Origin of the sequence: Aminobacter anthyllidis (assembly GCF_018555685.1) — a bacterium.
In the GTDB taxonomy this organism is placed as follows: Bacteria; Pseudomonadota; Alphaproteobacteria; order Rhizobiales; family Rhizobiaceae; genus Aminobacter; species Aminobacter anthyllidis.
Genome location: NZ_JAFLWW010000003.1, coordinates 720,394 through 737,439, shown reverse-complemented (window position 1 = coordinate 737,439; position 17,046 = coordinate 720,394). Strand labels below are relative to the sequence as shown.

Below are 17,046 nucleotides of genomic sequence, written 5' to 3'. Positions count from 1 at the left end.
AAAAAGCGACATTGTGGAACGGAATGTCGCGGTCTAGCCCGGTTTCGCGGCCAGCCAATCGGCCAATTGATCGATGGTGCTGTCGGCTATCGACTGCATCGTTGCCGGCGCCACCGCGGGCCAGCCTTCGCCGCTGCCGGCCGAAGCCGCCGTCTGCTGGCCGTTGATCCGGTGCAGCCTCGTGCCTGCTGGATCGTAGACGTCCCAGACATAAACGACCGTTGTGTCCTTGCCTTCGGTCATGGCCGAGAAGTAGCCGCGCATGATGATGCCGGGCGGGCTGGTATCGGTGCTGCCGGCAAGCGTGATGCCGCGTTCGCGGGCCCGGGTGCCGAGCCGCTGGGTGAGTGGCGTCGCTGCCTCGACAGTCGCGCCGACGATCGGAGCGAATTGCACGCGCGCCTTGCTGACTACGGCTGCCGTCTGTGCCGGGACGGCAGATGCCGCCACGGTTGCAGTACCTGCCATCGCGGGCGCAGCCACGTCGGTGCCTTCGGTCTTGGCAAGCGCTGTCGACTGCTCGGTCGGTGCGACCGCCGATGGTTCGAGGACATCCTTGGCGCTGTTGCACGCGGACAAGGCGACAGAGGCGGACAGGCAGGCTGCCGCAAAAATCCAACGTCTCATTTGCCCGAACTCCCTGGCAAACGCCCCTCAGCGCTCTGCGCAATCATCGTACGATCAAGTCGAGATCATGGCGGGAAAGCGGCTTGGGTGCGGATTCAGTGGTCAGATAGGTACGACCCAACGTCATCGCGGTCTCGGTTTCCGAATCCATGATGATCATGTGGGCAAACAAAGTCATGTTGGGCGCGATCGGCTCGGGGTTGCCCTGGTAGAACATCGGCATGTCCATCCACGACGGGGTGAAGCGCGCGCCGACTGAGTAACCGCAAGCATTGAGCCGGTGCTTGGTCAGTCCATGGGTCTCCAGCGTGCGGGCATGGGCGTCGAAGACGTCGCCGAAGGTGTTGCCCGGCGTCATCGCCTTTTCGACAGCGACAAGTGCCGCCAGCGACGCGTCGTAGAGCTCCTGGTGGCGGCGGGAGACCTTGCCGGTGAGCGCGGTGCGCATCATCGGCGCATGATAGTGGTTGAAGACGCCTGCCCATTCCAGCGTCAGCTGGTCGTTCTTGTTGAGCTTGCGGCGCCCGGCCTTGTAGCGGCACAAAAGCGCGTCGGCACCTGAGCCGATGATGAACTCGTTGGCCGGATAGTCACCGCCGCCGGTGAAGATCGCGCCTTGCATGGCGGCCAGGATCTTGGCCTCGTCGCCACCCTGCTTGATCAGCGGCAGCGCCGCATCGAGCGCGTCGTCGGCGAGGCTTGCAGCCTTTTCGGCCTTCTCGATCTCGGCCGGGCTCTTGAACAGGCGCAAGCGGCCAATGATTCCGGAGGCATCGACGATCTGGCCAAAAGTCTGCAGCTGCTCGTCAAGACGGCGGCCGTTGAAGGCGGTCAGGCCATGGGTGTCGTATTCGACGCCGATGCGGGCGCCGAGCAGGCCGAGGTCGTTGAGCAGGTTGCGCAGGTCGAGCGTCGGGTTGGCGTTGTCGCGGTCGGTCCACAAGACGATGTTTTCGATGATCGAGGTGTGGCGCGCCTGGCGCAGGTCGGCCGAACGCGTCAGAAGCGTCATCGAGCCGTCGGCCATGACCACCAGCGACTGGAAGAAGCAGAAGCCGAACGTGTCGTAGCCGGTCAGCCAGTACATGCTCTCCTGCGCGAACAGGACAACCGCATCGAGCTTCTTCTCGGCCATCTCGATCATCAGCCGGTCGCGCCGGGCGTCGAATTCGGTTCGTTCGAAATGCAGCGCCATGCTGTCAGTCCTCCAATGCAATTGCCGAAATCTGCCGCCCGTAATCAGCTTCCTTGCGGTGCGTGGTGCGCCGGTAGGAATAAAACAGGTCTTCTTCCGCGTAGGTGCAGCGGTTCAGCGCCTCGGCCACAACGCCCGCATTGCGCAGCCTGTCGACGGTGTAGAGGTTGAGGTCGAACATATGGTGGCCGGCGTTGGCCGACGGGGCGAAGTAGCGCGCATTGTCGGCATTCGCATCCGTGAAACGGGCGACGAATTCCGGGCCGACCTCGTAATTGGCGGCGCTGATCGACGGGCCGAGCACGGCCAGGATGCGCTCGCGCTTTGCGCCGAGGCCCTCCATGGCGGTGACGGTGTTTTCGAGCACGCCAGTGAAGGCGCCCTTCCAGCCGGCATGGGCGGCACCAATGATGCGCGCCTCGGGGTCGGCGAACAGGACGGGGCCGCAATCGGCCGACGAAGCGCCGAGCGCGATGCCGGGCCTGTCCGTCACCAGCGCGTCGGCCTTGGGCCGGCCGTCGGCAAACGGACCGGTAGCGACGATCACATCCGGCGAGTGGACCTGGTACAGGCTGAGCAGATGGTCCGCCGCCACACCCATCCAGCTTGCCACGCGGCGGCGATTCTCGACGACCAGTACCTGGTCGTCATCCGAGCCGACGCCGATGTTGAGACCCTGGTAGATGCCTTCGGAGACCCCGCCGGTGCGGGTGAAATATCCGTGGCGGATGCCGTTGGCCTCCGCGCTGGCGAGCAAGTTGGACCGGATCGGATCCGGTTTCGAGTCGTTCAGCATTGCCGCCTTGTCTTCCTCGTCAGCGATTTCGTCAAGGCTGGGCCAGCCCGCCACCGGTCGCCGCGCCGTTTCGAGCGCGGACAGTGGGGCAGGCGCAAGCTCACTGTCAACTGACGGCAGGGAAGGGAAGTCTTGTGCCACGCGGCGCAATGGCGATGACCTTGAACAAGGTGCCCATGGCGCCTGGACCGGCGAGGCGTTCGACCTCTGAATGGATTTTTTCCCGCGCTGCGTCATCCGCGTTGGCGCTGAGTTTGCCGGCGCGTTCGAGCAAGCCCATGGCGAGCAGGAACTCGCCTTGCGTCGCCAGATGAGTGTCGAGGCCATGCGCGCGGGCGGCGGACGCAAGTGCTGCGAAGTCGACATGAGAGGTCAGGTCGGCCTCGCCGGGTGTTGCCAGTACGTCCTCATATCGATGCCTGCGCAGTGCCTGCAGCGTGTCGCCTATGCCGGGGCTGAGATGGCCGTAGTCCAAGAACAGCCCGGCACCTCCTGAGGCTGCGATGCGTTCGGCAATGGCTTCCATGGTGGCTGTCCGGGCCGGAGCCAATTCGAAGATCGAACCTTCGGGTGCATCCTTCGAGCCGGGAGGCAGGAAGGCCGCCTCGATAGTCGCTGGGCCGGCGACAAAGGCAAGTTCGCCCGGCTCAGTGAGGCCGATGGCCCGTTCGTGCCACGCAGCGCCGATCTTGACGAACTGGCGAGTGGGGATGGCGTCGAACAGCTCGTTGCCGACGATGAACAGCGGTGCATCCCGCAGCGTCGACACGGTGTCGTGCCACTCGATCCGGATGCCGCTGTCGGCGAGGGTCCGCTTTTGAACCTCGCGCAGCCTTGGGCTGGTCTCGACCAAGGCCGCCGAGACGCTGGCGACGAAGGCCGCATCGAGCCTGGTCAGCACCCTGAGCACGTCCTTCATCAGCGTGCCGCGCCCGGGGCCGATCTCGGCCAGCGTCGCGCCCGCGGGGCGCCCCGACGCCTGCCAGGCCGCGTACAGCCAGATAGCGACGAGCTCTCCGAACATCTGGCTGATCTCGGGCGCTGTGGTGAAGTCACCCTCTGTCCCGAACGGCTCGCGCGTCGTGTAGTAGCCGTCCGCCGGGTCGAACAGGCACAATGCCATGTATTCGGCGACGCTTATCGGCCCCGATGCGGCGATCAGGCTTGCGATGCACGTCTTGAGCGCGGTCATGCCGGCTTTGCGGCCGCGCTCACCGGCTTGGCCGACAGCATCGCCCAGACGCCGATCAGCACCATCGGCACCGACAGCACCATGCCCATGGTCAGCCAGCCGCCGAGGAGATAGCCGATCTGCTGGTCGGGCTCGCGGAAGAACTCGACGAAGATGCGCGACATGCCATAGCCGCAGACGAAGGCGCCGGCGACGAAACGTGGTGTCTTCAGCTTCAAGCGCGAGTGAGTGAGGAAGCGCAGCACGAGGAACAGCACCAGGCCTTCGAGCAGCGCTTCGTAGAGCTGGCTCGGGTGGCGCAGGAACGGGCCGCCGGTGGGAAACTCGACCGCCCATGGCACGTCGGTCATCCGGCCCCAAAGCTCCGAATTGATGAAGTTCGCGACGCGCACGAGGCCGAGGCCGACCGGAACGCCGGCCGCGACCACGTCGATCAGCGACCAGACAAGGATGCCGTGCTTGCGGGCGAACAGGAACATCGCAAGCGTCACGCCAAGCAGCCCGCCATGAAACGACATGCCGCCTTGCCAGACAGCGAAGATATCGAGCGGATTGGAGATGTAGCGAGCGAGGTCGTAAAACAGGATGTAGCCGATGCGGCCGCCAAGCACGACCCCGACGGCGGCCCAGACGAGGAAGTCGTCCAGTGCTTCAGGCTTCATCGGCAAGGTGCCGTTCGGCCACAGGCGGGCGTTGGTCACCAGCCGCTTGCCATACCACCAGGCGAACAATATGCCGACGATGTAGCCAAGCCCATACCAGTGGATGGCCAGCGGCCCGAGCTGCACGATGACCGGATCGATGTTCGGAAAGGGCAGGGCTGCCAGCGGCAGGGCAAGGTATTCGCTCAAATCAGTCTCCAGGGCCACGCAATCGCGGCGGACCATGCTGCAGCCATTTGGCAGGGTCAAGGCAGGAGACAGCCGCTCACCGAGATGTCATTCGTCGGGCGCAAACAGGCGTTCGTAGTCCATCGCGCCATGGAGGATGCGCAAAACCTCGATCCGGTTTTCGTGCACGCGGTAGAAGATCAGGTAGTTGCCGTGAACGCGGCGGCGAATGTCGCTGCCGGCAAGCCTTCTGGCGACTGAATAGCCGAATGGCAGGTCGGCAAGACCTGCGCAGCTTTCACGCAATTCCAGAACGAAGCTCAGCGCTCTGGTTGGATTGTCCTCGGCGATGTGATCGACAATGAATCCGAGGTCGATTTCTGCCGCGTGGGTGAAAACGACCTTCACAGCGTCATCGGCCTTTGGCGCGGAGCTTGGATTCGAGGCGGGCGAAAACGTCTTCGGCGGGCACCAGGCGGCCGGCCTCGGCATCGCTGAGTCCCTGGGTCAGCGCCGCATCCAGCGCGGCAAGGCGCTTCTCACGCTCCTCGACGAGGCGGATCCCTTCGCGCAGGACTTCGCTCTTGGAATTGTAGCGCCCGGTACTGACGAGCTGGTTCACGACCTCTTCGAGGTGTGCGCCGAGATCGGCACTGATGGCCATGGCGGTGCTCCTGAATTCGACGCTTTCAATCTAATAATAGTTATTGATTGCGGCAAGTCTGGAATGCGGCGCGATGGCGCAAGCCGGGCGGCGAGGGCCTCGCGCCCTTGCATTCCAAGCCTTGCCCCACTACGTCGAATGGACAACGCGAGGGTTTGCCATGACGACCGGACCGAACCGCATTCTGGATGAGTTCGCCAAGCTGATGACTGATGCCGCAGGTGCCGCGCAGGGCGTCCGGCGCGAGGTCGAAACCGCGTTCCGCTCGCAGGCCGAACGGGCGATGAATTCGCTCGAGCTCGTGCAGCGCGAGGAGTTTGAAGCCGTGCGCGACATGGCCATCAAGGCGCGTGCCGAAAACAAGGCGCTGGTCGCCCGTATCGAGGCGCTCGAGTCGAAGCTCGCGGCATTGGGCGGCGAAGACGCCGACAAGGCCTCACCAGCGGCTCCGGCCAAGCCTCGTACAAAGAAATAATTCGTTAACTTTTCCACAAAGCGCCATCCGAAAAAGTGCTTTGTCGTGAATCGCTTACCGGCGCTTGATGAATCTGCGCCGCAGCCTGTTTCCACATCCCAAAGGGACGTTGCGAAAAATTGGGCTGTTCACGCGACTCCTGATCAATACACTGAATTTGTTGCATGATTCGTAGCGGGGTCATGCACCCGGATGGAGCGGTCCGGCTGGGGGTATTGAGTCTGGCAGCGCTGGTCGTCCGAGTTCAAGAACAAGTTTGTTCGTCGTGTGTGCCCTTTGCGCGGAGCGCGATGGCGCTCCCGGAACGACAGGAAGCATTTATGGAACTTCTCGAACTCGAGTTCTCGCGCGAAATCCACCCGGTGGATGTCATCGAGCAGGTGGCTCACAACAACGACTGGTCGTTCGAGCGTGCCGGCGACGACGAAATCTCGATCTCTGTTGTCGGCAACTGGACCGAATACCAGGTCTCCTTCTCCTGGATGGAGGACTTCGAGGCGCTGCATCTCGCCTGTGCTTTCGACGTCAAGGTGCCGGAAAGCCGTACGCTTGAAATCCTGCGACTGCTGTCGCTGATCAATGAACAGATGCTGTTCGGGCATTTCGACCTTTGGGAAACCGAAGGCGCGATCATGTTCCGCCAGTCGCTGCTTCTGGCCGGTGGCGTCGAGCCGACAAGCCAGCAGGTCGAAGTGCTGCTGTCGTCGGCGCTCGAAGCCTGCGAATGCTACTTCCAGGCATTCCAGTTCGTCGTCTGGTCGGGCACCTCGGCCAAGGACGCGCTGGCAAGCGTGCTCTTTGAAACGCACGGCAATGCCTGAGCCTGCCGCATGAGTTCGCATGACGAGCGCAAGCCCGAGATCACCTTTGCGGATTTCGACAAGGTCGATATCCGCACCGGCACGATCGTCGAGGTCGAGCCGTTTCCCGAGGCGCGCAAGCCAGCGTTCAAGTTGAAGATCGATTTCGGCACGAAGATCGGCATCAAGAAGTCGTCGGCGCAGATCACCAAATATTATACGGCCGAGATGCTGCTGGGACGGCAGGTGTTTGCCGTCGTCAATTTCCCGCCGCGCCAGATCGGACCGTTCATGTCCGAGGTGCTGACCCTCGGCTTCCCTGATGAGGACGGCGATGTCGTGCTCGGCGCCATCGAGCGCAAGGTGCCGGACGGCGGCCGCCTGTTCTAGGGCCGGAGTTGGCCGAGACGGCGGGGCTCGATGGCTCGGAGCGTCGGACCGGCCTTCAGCCAAGAAACCCCTCTCCGTCTCGGCTACGCCTCGACACCTCTCCCCAAAGGGGCGAGGAAACCACTGCAACAACGCTGCGGCTTCTCCAAGTCGGCTTCCTCGCCCCTTTGGGGAGAGGTGCCTCGCGTAGCGAGGCGGAGAGGGGCGACCTGCATGGACTACCCTGGTTTCGAGGCTTAGGGGTAGGCCGCCTTCACATTGTCCAGGAACATCTCGGCGCAGGCATTCCAGGTGTAGCGCATGGCGCGCTCGCGGGCTTCGGCGCGGTCGATCGTGAGCGCGGCGAGTGCCGCCTCGCGCAGATCGTCCGAAACCACGCCGCCGATGCCGTCGCCGACGATGTCGATCGGACCCGTCACCGGGTAGGCGGCAACAGGCGTGCCGCTGGCCAGCGCCTCGATGATGACATTGCCGAAGGTGTCGGTGCGGCTGGGGAAGACGAAGACGTCCGATGAGGCGTAGATCTCGGCCAGTTCGTCGCTCGGCCGCCGGCCGAGGAAATGCGCGTCCGGGTATTTCGCCTTCAGCCTTTCAAGTTCCGGCCCGTCGCCGACGAGCACCTTGGTCCCAGGCAGGTCGAGGTCGAGAAACGCCTGCAGGTTCTTTTCCACGGCGATGCGCCCGACGCACAGGAAGATCGGCCGCGGCAGGTCCATCTCGACCTTCTTGTCGGGGTGGAAGTGGTTGATGTCGACGCCGCGTGTCCACGGCCTCAGCTTCTCGAAGCCGCGCGCCGCCAGATCTTCGGCAAGCGACTTTGTCGCGACCATGCAGCCCTGGCCGGAATTGTGGAAGTTGCGCAGCAGCCCGTAGGTCCAGCTCTCGGGCAGCGGCAGGCGGGCGCTGACATATTCGGGGAAACGTGTGTGGTAGCTGGTGGTGAATGGGCGTTTGTTGGCGAGGCAGTAGCGCCGCGCCATCATGCCGAGCGGTCCCTCGGTGACGAGGTGGACATGGTCCGGCCGTCGCTTCTCGATGATCCGGGCGACGTTGCCGGGCGTCGTCAGCGCCAGCCTGATGTCGGGGTAGGTCGGCATCGGCAGCGTGCGGAAGATGTTCGGCGTCAGAAAGTCGGCTTCGGCATCGAATTTGGTCAGCGTTTCGGCGAGCCGTTCGAGCGTGTGCACGACGCCGTTGATCTGCGGACGCCATGCGTCGGTGACCATCAGGATGCGCAAGGGCCGTCTTCCCCATTGTCCGCGTCCCGGCCTGCCGGGAATCAGCGGTCCTCCATTCGTTGCGTCGGCCTTTGAGCAGCATTGCATGACGCGCCGATGACGGCCCGTCCTTCTCGCACCTGCGAAGGCGAGGTTGGTTCTGCCCGAACAGGCATTTTCTTTGAGACGATATTCCTGCCCGCGCGCCTGGCGCGAAATCCGATCCTTTGCCGAAACGGAGGCGTTTGCCGAGGATATGGCCAAGCTTCGCAAATCGGCGGAGCGAGCCATCCTCCCAACGGCTTCAGCGAGAATTCGAAATGACCGAGATCACCAAGTCGCTTTCCAACCGCAATGCGTTCAGCCGGCGTAGCGCCCTTGCCGCCCTGTTCGCCTCCGTCGTCACCGTCATCAGCTTCACCGTCCCGCACCAGGCGCTGGCCGAGGACAAGACCGCGATCAAGGTCGGCATCATCTCCGGCGAGGACGAGGATGTCTGGCGCGTGGTAAAGGCCGAGGCCGCCAAGCAGGGCCTCGAGATCGAAACCGTCGTATTCAACGACTACACCCAGCCGAACGAGGCGCTTGAGCGCGGCGAAATCGACGCCAATGCCTTCCAGCACCAGCCTTATCTCGACAACCAGATCAAGACGCAGGGCTATCACATCACCCCGGTCGGCTATACCGGCCTGTGGCCGATCGGCCTCTATTCGAAGAAGCACGCCAAGGTCGAGGCACTGCCCGAGGCCGCCGTCATCGGCGTGCCCAACGATCCGTCCAACGAAGGCCGGGCGCTGCGCGTGCTCGCCGATGCCGGCCTGATCAAGCTCAAGGACGGCACCGGCATCCTGGCGACCGTCGCCGACGTCGTCGAAAACCCGAAGAAGTTCGAGATCAAGGAACTCGACGCCGGCATCGTCGGCCGTTCGGTCGAGGACCTCGATGCGGCGGTGGTCAACACCGACTGGGCGCTGAAAAGCGGGTTGAGCGCCGACAACCGCATCGCCCAGGAGCCGGTCGCCGACAACCCCTACCGCAACTTCATTGCGGTCAAGACCGGCAATGAGAACGAGGGCTGGGTCAAGAAGCTTGTCGCCGCCTACCAGAACGAGACCGTCAAGGCCGAGTTCGACCGCGTCTACAAGGGCACCGGCGTCGCCGCCTACTGAGCCAGACGACTGATAACAACGGAGGCGGCCTGCCAGTGTGGCGGGCCGCCTTCCGCATTCCCGAGGGGATTTGATGACCCAGCATTTCGCCACCATCGAAGGCGTGCCGCCGCCCTTCGACACCGCGCTGTCGGAGACGGTTGTGCGTATCGTCGACCTCAAGCGGCGCTTCGGCCAGACACCGGCCGTCGACGGGGTTTCGCTTACCGTGCGCAAGGGCGAGGTGCTTGGCATCATCGGCCGCAGCGGTGCCGGCAAGTCGACGCTGATCCGCTGCCTGAACGGGTTGGAGCGGCCCGACAGCGGCCAGATCTTCGTCGAGGGCCGCGAGATATCAGGACTTAGCGAGCGCGAGCTGCAGCCCTTGCGCCGGCGCATAGGCATGATCTTCCAGCACTTCAACCTGCTGTCGGCCAAATCCGTCGAGGAAAACGTCGCCTTGCCGCTCAAGATCGAGGGCCTGCCGAAAGCCGAGCGGCTCAAGCGCGCCGCCGAACTGCTCGACCTCGTCGGGCTCGCCGACAAGGCCAAGGCCTATCCGGCGTCGCTGTCGGGCGGGCAGAAACAGCGCGTCGGCATCGCCCGCGCGCTTGCCGCGCGTCCGGCGGTGCTGCTTTCGGACGAGGCGACCTCGGCGCTCGATCCGGAGACGACGCGCTCGATCCTGGCGCTGCTCAAGGACATCAACCAAAAGCTTGGCCTGACGATCCTGCTCATCACCCATGAGATGGAAGTCATCCGCAGCATCGCCGACCGGGTCGCGGTCATAGATGCCGGACGCATCGTCGAGGAAGGCGCCGTTTGGTCGACCTTCGCCGATCCGCAGTCGGAGGTGGCCCGCAGCCTGCTCGCCGGCATCCGGCCGCAGCTTCCGCAAGCAATCGCCGCCCGGCTCGCCGGCACCGGGCGCGAGGCGATCTTGCGCGTCGACATAGCAGGCGAGGCGGCGCGCCGCCCGCTGTTGTCGGAGCTGGCGACGTCGATCCCAGGCCGGTTCCGCCTCGTCCATGGCGGCATCGACACCATCCAGGGCGAGCCGGTCGGCACGCTCTTTCTCGCCGTCGAAACCGCGTCAGGCGGTGTCGCCGAAACCATCGAATTCCTGAATGCCCGGAAAGCTCGGGTAGAGGTGCTTGGCTATGTCACAGACAATGCTTGAACTGCTCCTGCGTTCGCTGTGGGAGACGGTGCTGATGACGGCGGCATCGGGGCTGATCTCGCTTCTGTTCGGCCTGCCGCTTGGCCTGGCGCTTGTCGCCACCGACCGCGGCGGCATAGCCTGTAATCGCTGGGTCAACAGTCTCCTCGGCGCCGTCGTCAACGGCTTCCGCTCGGTGCCCTTCATCATCCTGCTGGTGGCGCTGATCCCGCTGACAAGGCTGATTGTCGGCACGTCCATTGGTACGTGGGCGGCGATCGTGCCGCTGTCGATTGCCGCCACGCCCTATTATGCGCGCATCGCCGAGGTGTCGCTGCGCGAGGTCGACCGCGGCCTGATCGAGGCCGTGCGGGCCATGGGCGGCGGCCGCTGGGCGATCATCCGCGAGGTGCTGGTGCCGGAAGCGCTGCCCGGCATCGTCGCCGGCTTCACGGTGACACTGGTGACGCTCGTCGGCGCTTCGGCCATGGCCGGTGCCATCGGGGCAGGTGGGCTCGGCGACCTCGCCATCCGCTATGGCTACCAGCGCTTCGAGACGGCTGTCATGGTTGCGGTGGTCGCGGTGCTGATCGTGCTTGTCTGTGGCATCCAGTGGGTCGGCGACAGGATGGTGGCGCGGCTTGACCGCCGCGCCTGATCAGGCCGGCACGCGGATCATGGCGCGCAGGCCGCCGAGCGGGCTGTCGCTCAACTTGATGTCGCCGCCATGGCTGCGGGCGATGTCACGGGCGACCGCCAGCCCAAGCCCAGTGCCCGTCGAATCAAGATTGCGTGCCTCGTCGAGGCGGAAGAACGGCTTGAACACCTCTTCGCGCTTTTCCTCGGGAATGCCGGGGCCGTTGTCGTCAACCATGACCACCAGCATGCCGCGGTCGTGGACGGCCTTGACCTCGACCTCCTTGGCGTAGCGGAAGGCGTTGCCGACGACGTTCTGCAGCAGCCGGGAGAAGGCGTTGGGGCGGACATGCACCTCGGGTTCGCCGACGAGCGTCACCTTCAGCTTGCGCTTGCGCAGCTTGGCTTCCTCGCCAAGCTTGTCGAGATAGCTGGTGAGATCGAAGCGCCCCGGGTCCTCGGCGGCCTCGCCGCGGGCGAAGGCGAGATAGGCCTCGAGCATCGACTGCATGTCGTCGATGTCCTGGCTCAGCGCCTCGCGATCAATCTTGCTGCCCGACAGGGCCAGTTGCAGCTTGAAGCGCGTGAGGATGGTGCGCAGATCGTGGCTGACGCCGGTCAGCATCGCCGTGCGCTGGTCGATCTGGCGTTCGATACGCTCGCGCATCTGGATGAAGGCGAAGCCGGCGCGCCGCACTTCCTCGGCACCGCGCGGGCGGAAGTTGGGCGGCATCGGCCGGCCCTTGCCGAAACTCTCGGCCGCTTCGGTGAGCTGCAGGATCGGGCGGATCTGGTTGCGCAGGAAGGGAATGGCGATCGTCAAAAGCACCAGCGAGGTGCCGACCATCCACAACAGGAAGATGTGGGTGTTCGACGCGTATGCCTGGCTGCGGCGGACGAAGACGCGCAGCACCTTGTCGTCGAGCTGGACGCGCACCTCGACGATGTTGGAGTTGCCGACGGTGTCGAGCCAGAACGGCCGGTTGATCTGCCTGCGGATCTCGGTCGAAAGGGCCTGGTCGAGGATCGAGAAAAACGGTTTCGGGCCTGGCGGGGGCAGGGGCTCGGGCGGCAGGAGGTCGATCTTCAGCGACATGCGTTCCTGCGCGATGCGGATGATCTGCGCATAGCTCTCAGGCTGCGGGAACGTGTCGAGCAGGTCGATGATGCCGGCGATGTCGCGTGTCACCGCTTGCGACAGGCGGACGGTCACCGTCTGCCAGTGCCGCTCCATGAAGACGAAGGCGACCACCGATTGCAGCAGGATCATCGGCGTGATGACGATGAGCAGCGAGCGCGCGTAAAGCCGCTTCGGCATGTAGAGCGACACGCGGCGCCAGAAGCGGTTCCAGCTGCGCGGCACAGCCGTCAGCGCACGCCATGCGCGTGTCCCGAGACCGCCTCCGTCGGGCCGTTCCATTTCGGTGGTTGCCATCCGCTCTTCCGTCCGCAGCCAGCCCGTGATGCGCGCCGGCCGGCTCGCCTTGATCCTAGCCCACGCCAGATCGTTCTGAAACTGTCTTTGAAGTTCAACAGCTTACGTTGTCAAATTCTGTCGCGCCCAGTGCTGAAAACATAGGGCTTTTTCATGGAAATCCAAAACCTGGCGAGGCATTCGCCAAGGCAGGGGAGGATTGGCGGGAAACTGTGCCGACACTGTGTCAGGGGTATCACAAGAGCGTTCCTGCCCGAGGGCGCAGCCTTCCAGGCTTCGGCTGTCGCAGCAATGGCGTTGGCGCGAGGCCAAACAATCGTGGCAGGCGGCTCCAGCTTGCTCGACTCCAGTACCAATGGGCACACTGAAGCCGCCCGCAGCGACGCTGCTGGATGAACGACCGAGGCAGCGGGCTGCGGAACTCAGCCCGATAACGCTATGTGTTCAGATGCCGAGTATTTTCTTCGCTTCGTTGAGAGCTGCCTCGGATCCCGCGTGATCGCCTGATGCGTGCAACTGTTCGCCCTTGGCTCGCAGTTCCTTGACCTTCGTCATGTCCGCCTCCGCAAGGGTGGAAGCGGGCAGGGCAGCGTCGATCGCCGCCATGATGCTCGGGCAGGAATTGGCGAAAGCGGTAGCTGGAAAGACAGACAGGGCAAATGCAAGCGTAATTGCGCGTAACATGGCCGTTCTCCCACGCCGGCCCGCTTGATGCGGCAGTCTCGTCGCCGGCGCGCTATCTTACAATGGAGCAGCCGGCTTCAACAACCGGTCTTCCAACAAGGCCGGGAGGGTGCCTGGCTGGAGGTCTCTACTCCACGCTGAGCCGATACCCAATACCGCGCACCGTCTGCAGCCAGACGGGATTGGCTGGATCGCGCTCGATCTTGCGCCGGAGGCGGTTGATCTGGACGTCGATCGTGCGTTCGCCGACTTCGGAGTCGCCCGTCACCAGCTCGTGGCGCGGGATGGTCTCGCCGGCACGCGCGGCGAAGATGGCTAGGATTTCCTGCTCGCGGTCGGTGAGCTTGAGGGCTTCGCCGCCGCGCTTGAGCTCGCGCCGCGCGATCTGGAAGGTATAGGGGCCGAACACCAGCTGTTCGACCTTCGGCGTGGTCGCCGGGCCGCCACGGCGCAGGATGTTGTTGATCCTGAGGATCAGCTCGCGCGGGTCGAACGGCTTCGGCAGATAGTCGTCGGCGCCGGCCTCGAGCCCGGTGATGCGGCTGTCGGTTTCCGACAGCGCCGTCAGCATCAGGATCGGCACGTCCTTCTCGTCGCGCAGCGACTTGGTCAGCTCGATGCCGTTTTCGCCCGGCATCATCACGTCGAGGATGAGAAGGTCGAAGTCCAGCCCGGCGAGCTTGCGCCTGGCTTCGTCGGCATTGCCGGCGACTGTAACGCGAAAGCCGTTCTCGGTCAGATACTGCTTGAGCAAGTTGCGGATGCGCGTGTCGTCGTCGACGACCAGCAGATGCGGAGCATCGTCGCCCAGCGTGGCCGGATTGGCCGTCTTGTCGTTATTCTCCATGGTCTTTCCCCGGCGTGTTTCCGGGCAGATGATCAATCTGCGCCCTTAATTCAGGATTGACCATCGCCTTTAGGAACCTTTCGATTCCGGCACGCTCGGTCTCTCCCGCGCCCTCAAGTGCCGCATGGATGCGGCGTGACTGTGGCCGCGCCAGCGCCAGTGTCAATGTGCGGCCCTTGGGTGTCGGATAGAGTTCGCGCTGGCGCCGGTCGCGTGGTCCCTGGACCTGGACGATGTAGCCGGCGTCGATAAGCTGTTTGAGCACGCGCGCCAGGCTCTGCTTGGTGATCTTGAGCACGTCGAGCAACTCGGCGACCGTCAGCCCGGGCAGTCGGTTGACGAAGTGCAGCACGCGGTGGTGGGCGCGGCCGAAACCGTATTCGGCGAGTATCTGGTCCGGGTCCGAAGTGAAGTCGCGATAGGCGAAGTACATCAGCTCGATGATCGAGAAGTCGATGCCTTCGTCCGCCGTCACGGCGGTGCGGATCGGTTGGGCGGTTGCGCCGCTGCGTTGTGCCATGGAATTCCTGTCCGTCAATTTATGTCAGCACTGTTGACATAAATTAGGTGCGATGGTAATTTTTGCCAAGCTTTTCGGCGGATTGCGAACGAAAAGGCAAGGTACGATGGTTTTTTCCGAAACATCGTGAGTTTGCTTTGGTATTCTGACCCGCCTACGCTTTATCCAGCAGGCCCCTTACGGGCCATTAAGAACGATACGAAACGATAGGCAGGCTCCCGCCTGCGGGAAGGTTTACCATGGCATCCGTTCCTTTCGACCAGCTCGATGGATTCATCTGGATGAACGGCGAGTTCGTCCAGTGGGCCGACGCCAAGATTCACGTACTAACCCATGGTCTGCACTATGCAAGCTCGGTGTTCGAAGGCGAACGCGCCTATGGCGGCGAGATCTTCAAGCTAACCGAGCACACCGAGCGCCTGCATGAATCGGCGCGGCTCCTTGGCTTCAACATTCCCTATTCGGTCGAGGCGATCGACGATGCCTGCCGTGAACTGCTGAAGAAGCAGGGCTTCAAGGACGCCTATGTGCGCCCGATCGCCTGGCGCGGCAGCGAGGAAATGGGTGTCGCCGCCCACAAGAACCGCATCAATGTCGCCGTCGCCATCTGGCAGTGGCCGAGCTACTTCGACCCGGCGCAGAAGCTGAAGGGCATTCGCCTCGACATCGCCGAATGGCGCCGTCCCGACCCACGCACGGCACCTTCGAAGTCCAAGGCGGCAGGCCTCTACATGATCTGCACGCTGTCCAAGCACGCGGCTGAAGCCAAGGGCTATGCCGACGCGATGATGCTCGACTGGCGCGGCCAGGTGGCCGAGGCAACCGGCGCGAACATCTTCTTCGTCAAGGACGGCAAGATCCACACGCCTAAGGCCGACTGCTTCCTCGATGGCATCACCCGTCGCACGGTCATCGGTCTGGCCAAGGATCGTGGCCTCGAGGTCATCGAGCGGGTGATCATGCCCGAGGAACTGGAAGGCTTCGAGCAGTGCTTCCTGACCGGCACGGCGGCTGAAGTGACGCCGGTTTCCGAGATCGGTCAGTACCGATTCGAGGTCGGCGAAATCGCCAAGACGCTGATGAACGACTACGCGGCGGCGGTTCAGCCAAAGCATGCGATTGCTGCGGAATAACAAAGCAAAATCAATATATTGACGCGACGGAAGGGCGGTTTTCGAACCGCCCTTTTTGTTTGGGCCGCGGCCAATTTGACATTCCCCGATTTCGAGGTCTGATGTTGCTGTCGGCATACTGAGGGCCGGCATGCAATTTGGAGGGAATTGTTATGGAATCGCTTCTTCCTATCATCATACAAATTGTGACCGGCGTTATCGGTGGACAGGCCGTCGGCGCGGCGATCAAGACGGCGGCGATGGGGCAGGTGACGAAGCTGATCGCCGGTGGCGTCGGCGGTCTCGCAGGCGGACAGATCCTCGGCAGCCTTCTCGGCGGCGCGGCTGATCCGGCAACGGCAGGTGCGCTCAGCGACATTCTCGGCGACGTGGTTGGTGGTGCTGGCGGCGGCGCCATCGTGACGGCCATCGTCGGCGCGATCATGGGTGCCATGAAGAAGTAATCCCGCTTCAGACTGGAATGCGGATTGGGCGGCTACGGCCGCCCATTTCATTTTTGGGAGGGGCAAACTGCTGAACCCCACCCCCACCAGCCAACTGCCAGATTGTGCATGGACGAAGCGCTGATCAGTCCTTATGTCGAGGCCAACTTAGGAAAGGACCAGCCATGGGACAGCTCAATGCCGGGATCGTGCCGGTTACGCCCTTCCAGCAGAACTGTACGATCCTCTTCGATACCGACGACAAGACCGGCGTCGTGGTCGATCCGGGCGGCGATGTCGAAACCATCCTGTCGGTGCTCAAGGACAACGGCATCAAGATCACCGCGATCTGGCTGACGCATGGCCATATCGACCATGCCGGCGGTGCGATGGAACTCAAGGAAGCGCTCGGCGTCGATATCATCGGCCCGCATGAGGCCGACAAGCCGCTGCTCGACAACCTCGTGACCCAGGCGCAGAAATTCGGCATGGATGGTTCCGTGCGCAACTGCGCGCCGGACCGGTTCCTGAACGAGGGCGAGACCGTGTCGTTCGGTTCCCACGTCTTCGAGGTGCTGCATTGCCCCGGCCACGCGCCCGGCCATGTCGTCTACTACAACCGCGACGCGAAGTTCGCCCATGTCGGCGATGTGCTGTTCCAGGGCTCGGTCGGCCGCACCGACCTTTACGGCGGCGACCACGACACGTTGATCCGCTCGATCAAGGAAAAGCTGTTGCCGCTTGGCGACGACATCGGCTTCATCTGCGGCCACGGCCCGGGCAGCCGCTTTGGTGACGAGCGCCGCAGCAATCCCTACCTGGTCTAATTGACCTGATTGCAGCCAGCCGCCGTTGGGTGGACTGCCTGTCATGAAA

21 protein-coding genes are annotated in these 17,046 nt (G+C 63.6%); 9 read left to right on the top strand and 12 right to left on the bottom strand.

What is annotated here, in order from left to right; all coding sequences use genetic code 11:
- Positions 1-33 precede the first annotated feature (33 nt).
- The 7 genes from J1C56_RS13195 to J1C56_RS13165 form a co-directional block, all read right to left on the bottom strand.
- Positions 34-627, bottom strand: coding sequence for a hypothetical protein (locus J1C56_RS13195; protein WP_214389805.1), 594 nt, complete (start codon positions 625-627; stop codon positions 34-36).
- Positions 628-670: 43 nt separating this feature from the next.
- Positions 671-1,822 carry a M24 family metallopeptidase gene (locus J1C56_RS13190; protein ID WP_214389803.1) on the bottom strand — a complete coding sequence of 384 codons (1,152 nt, stop codon included), beginning with the start codon at positions 1,820-1,822 and terminating at the stop codon, positions 671-673.
- A 4-nt stretch (positions 1,823-1,826) separates the two neighbouring features.
- Complete coding sequence (gene pgeF, locus J1C56_RS13185) at positions 1,827-2,618, bottom strand: peptidoglycan editing factor PgeF (protein WP_214390279.1); 792 nt, start codon at positions 2,616-2,618, stop codon at positions 1,827-1,829.
- 106 nt (positions 2,619-2,724) lie between these two features.
- The gene (locus tag J1C56_RS13180; RefSeq protein ID WP_214389795.1) at positions 2,725-3,810 is read right to left on the bottom strand and encodes a class I SAM-dependent methyltransferase; all 1,086 of its coding nucleotides are present in this window, start codon (positions 3,808-3,810) and stop codon (positions 2,725-2,727) included.
- On the bottom strand, positions 3,807-4,661 hold the full coding sequence (gene lgt, locus J1C56_RS13175; protein ID WP_214389792.1) for a prolipoprotein diacylglyceryl transferase: 855 nt from the start codon (positions 4,659-4,661) through the stop codon (positions 3,807-3,809). The genes J1C56_RS13180 and lgt overlap by 4 nt, the downstream gene beginning before the upstream one ends.
- An 87-nt stretch (positions 4,662-4,748) precedes the next feature.
- A complete protein-coding gene (locus tag J1C56_RS13170) occupies positions 4,749-5,048 on the bottom strand; it encodes a type II toxin-antitoxin system RelE/ParE family toxin (protein ID WP_214389791.1) in 300 nt (99 codons plus the stop codon).
- Positions 5,049-5,052: 4 nt separating this feature from the next.
- Entirely contained in the window at positions 5,053-5,304 is a 252-nt protein-coding gene (locus J1C56_RS13165; RefSeq protein ID WP_214389789.1) for a type II toxin-antitoxin system ParD family antitoxin, read from the bottom strand.
- Between the two features lie 160 nt (positions 5,305-5,464).
- Here J1C56_RS13165 and J1C56_RS13160 point away from each other — a divergent pair, with 160 nt between their 5' ends.
- The 3 genes from J1C56_RS13160 to J1C56_RS13150 all read left to right on the top strand — a co-directional run bounded on the left by J1C56_RS13160 (position 5,465) and on the right by J1C56_RS13150 (position 6,969).
- Entirely contained in the window at positions 5,465-5,779 is a 315-nt protein-coding gene (locus J1C56_RS13160) for an accessory factor UbiK family protein (RefSeq protein ID WP_192568600.1), read from the top strand.
- A 320-nt stretch (positions 5,780-6,099) separates the two neighbouring features.
- Positions 6,100-6,600, top strand: coding sequence for a type III secretion system chaperone family protein (locus J1C56_RS13155; protein ID WP_214389781.1), 501 nt, complete (start codon positions 6,100-6,102; stop codon positions 6,598-6,600).
- A 9-nt stretch (positions 6,601-6,609) separates the two neighbouring features.
- Positions 6,610-6,969: a tRNA-binding protein gene (locus J1C56_RS13150; protein ID WP_214389779.1), complete on the top strand. Its 360-nt coding sequence runs from the start codon at positions 6,610-6,612 to the stop codon at positions 6,967-6,969.
- A gap of 236 nt (positions 6,970-7,205) precedes the next feature.
- Here J1C56_RS13150 and J1C56_RS13145 read toward each other — a convergent pair whose 3' ends face one another.
- Positions 7,206-8,207, bottom strand: coding sequence for a glycosyltransferase family 4 protein (locus J1C56_RS13145; protein ID WP_214389777.1), 1,002 nt, complete (start codon positions 8,205-8,207; stop codon positions 7,206-7,208).
- 299 nt (positions 8,208-8,506) lie between these two features.
- Here J1C56_RS13145 and J1C56_RS13140 point away from each other — a divergent pair, with 299 nt between their 5' ends.
- From J1C56_RS13140 to J1C56_RS13130, 3 genes are all read left to right on the top strand, one after another.
- The gene (locus J1C56_RS13140; protein WP_214389775.1) at positions 8,507-9,355 is read left to right on the top strand and encodes a MetQ/NlpA family ABC transporter substrate-binding protein; all 849 of its coding nucleotides are present in this window, start codon (positions 8,507-8,509) and stop codon (positions 9,353-9,355) included.
- A 73-nt stretch (positions 9,356-9,428) separates the two neighbouring features.
- The gene (locus J1C56_RS13135; protein WP_214389773.1) at positions 9,429-10,514 is read left to right on the top strand and encodes a methionine ABC transporter ATP-binding protein; all 1,086 of its coding nucleotides are present in this window, start codon (positions 9,429-9,431) and stop codon (positions 10,512-10,514) included.
- Complete coding sequence (locus J1C56_RS13130) at positions 10,495-11,151, top strand: methionine ABC transporter permease (protein ID WP_214389771.1); 657 nt, start codon at positions 10,495-10,497, stop codon at positions 11,149-11,151. The genes J1C56_RS13135 and J1C56_RS13130 overlap by 20 nt, the downstream gene beginning before the upstream one ends.
- On the opposite strand, the gene J1C56_RS13125 is transcribed toward J1C56_RS13130, so the two are convergent.
- The 4 genes from J1C56_RS13125 to J1C56_RS13110 all read right to left on the bottom strand — a co-directional run bounded on the left by J1C56_RS13125 (position 11,152) and on the right by J1C56_RS13110 (position 14,615).
- On the bottom strand, positions 11,152-12,564 hold the full coding sequence (locus J1C56_RS13125; protein WP_214389769.1) for an ATP-binding protein: 1,413 nt from the start codon (positions 12,562-12,564) through the stop codon (positions 11,152-11,154).
- A 444-nt stretch (positions 12,565-13,008) separates the two neighbouring features.
- Positions 13,009-13,248 (bottom strand): hypothetical protein, encoded by a 240-nt coding sequence (locus J1C56_RS13120; protein WP_214389768.1) that lies wholly within the window; start codon positions 13,246-13,248, stop codon positions 13,009-13,011.
- A gap of 127 nt (positions 13,249-13,375) precedes the next feature.
- A complete protein-coding gene (locus tag J1C56_RS13115) occupies positions 13,376-14,095 on the bottom strand; it encodes a response regulator (protein ID WP_214389766.1) in 720 nt (239 codons plus the stop codon).
- The gene (locus J1C56_RS13110) at positions 14,085-14,615 is read right to left on the bottom strand and encodes a MarR family winged helix-turn-helix transcriptional regulator (protein WP_214389764.1); all 531 of its coding nucleotides are present in this window, start codon (positions 14,613-14,615) and stop codon (positions 14,085-14,087) included. The genes J1C56_RS13115 and J1C56_RS13110 overlap by 11 nt, the downstream gene beginning before the upstream one ends.
- A 239-nt stretch (positions 14,616-14,854) precedes the next feature.
- On the opposite strand from J1C56_RS13110, the gene J1C56_RS13105 reads away from it, so the two are divergent.
- The 3 genes from J1C56_RS13105 (at position 14,855) to J1C56_RS13095 (ending at position 16,997) form a co-directional block, all read left to right on the top strand.
- Positions 14,855-15,748 (top strand): branched-chain amino acid aminotransferase, encoded by an 894-nt coding sequence (locus tag J1C56_RS13105; RefSeq protein WP_214389755.1) that lies wholly within the window; start codon positions 14,855-14,857, stop codon positions 15,746-15,748.
- A 152-nt stretch (positions 15,749-15,900) separates the two neighbouring features.
- A complete protein-coding gene (locus J1C56_RS13100) occupies positions 15,901-16,191 on the top strand; it encodes a hypothetical protein (RefSeq protein ID WP_214389753.1) in 291 nt (96 codons plus the stop codon).
- Between the two features lie 164 nt (positions 16,192-16,355).
- Positions 16,356-16,997: an MBL fold metallo-hydrolase gene (locus J1C56_RS13095; RefSeq protein ID WP_214389751.1), complete on the top strand. Its 642-nt coding sequence runs from the start codon at positions 16,356-16,358 to the stop codon at positions 16,995-16,997.
- Positions 16,998-17,046: the final 49 nt, after the last annotated feature.

Coding starts and splice junctions, on each gene's coding strand:
- J1C56_RS13195 (WP_214389805.1), bottom strand. CDS start 627: ATGAGACGTTGGATTTTTGCGGCAGCCTGCCTGTCCGCCTCTGTCGCC.
- J1C56_RS13190 (WP_214389803.1), bottom strand. CDS start 1,822: ATGGCGCTGCATTTCGAACGAACCGAATTCGACGCCCGGCGCGACCGG.
- pgeF (WP_214390279.1), bottom strand. CDS start 2,618: ATGCTGAACGACTCGAAACCGGATCCGATCCGGTCCAACTTGCTCGCC.
- J1C56_RS13180 (WP_214389795.1), bottom strand. CDS start 3,810: ATGACCGCGCTCAAGACGTGCATCGCAAGCCTGATCGCCGCATCGGGG.
- J1C56_RS13165 (WP_214389789.1), bottom strand. CDS start 5,304: ATGGCCATCAGTGCCGATCTCGGCGCACACCTCGAAGAGGTCGTGAAC.
- J1C56_RS13160 (WP_192568600.1), top strand. CDS start 5,465: ATGACGACCGGACCGAACCGCATTCTGGATGAGTTCGCCAAGCTGATG.
- J1C56_RS13155 (WP_214389781.1), top strand. CDS start 6,100: ATGGAACTTCTCGAACTCGAGTTCTCGCGCGAAATCCACCCGGTGGAT.
- J1C56_RS13150 (WP_214389779.1), top strand. CDS start 6,610: ATGAGTTCGCATGACGAGCGCAAGCCCGAGATCACCTTTGCGGATTTC.
- J1C56_RS13140 (WP_214389775.1), top strand. CDS start 8,507: ATGACCGAGATCACCAAGTCGCTTTCCAACCGCAATGCGTTCAGCCGG.
- J1C56_RS13135 (WP_214389773.1), top strand. CDS start 9,429: ATGACCCAGCATTTCGCCACCATCGAAGGCGTGCCGCCGCCCTTCGAC.
- J1C56_RS13130 (WP_214389771.1), top strand. CDS start 10,495: ATGTCACAGACAATGCTTGAACTGCTCCTGCGTTCGCTGTGGGAGACG.
- J1C56_RS13125 (WP_214389769.1), bottom strand. CDS start 12,564: ATGGCAACCACCGAAATGGAACGGCCCGACGGAGGCGGTCTCGGGACA.
- J1C56_RS13120 (WP_214389768.1), bottom strand. CDS start 13,248: ATGTTACGCGCAATTACGCTTGCATTTGCCCTGTCTGTCTTTCCAGCT.
- J1C56_RS13115 (WP_214389766.1), bottom strand. CDS start 14,095: ATGGAGAATAACGACAAGACGGCCAATCCGGCCACGCTGGGCGACGAT.
- J1C56_RS13110 (WP_214389764.1), bottom strand. CDS start 14,615: ATGGCACAACGCAGCGGCGCAACCGCCCAACCGATCCGCACCGCCGTG.
- J1C56_RS13105 (WP_214389755.1), top strand. CDS start 14,855: ATGGCATCCGTTCCTTTCGACCAGCTCGATGGATTCATCTGGATGAAC.
- J1C56_RS13100 (WP_214389753.1), top strand. CDS start 15,901: ATGGAATCGCTTCTTCCTATCATCATACAAATTGTGACCGGCGTTATC.
- J1C56_RS13095 (WP_214389751.1), top strand. CDS start 16,356: ATGGGACAGCTCAATGCCGGGATCGTGCCGGTTACGCCCTTCCAGCAG.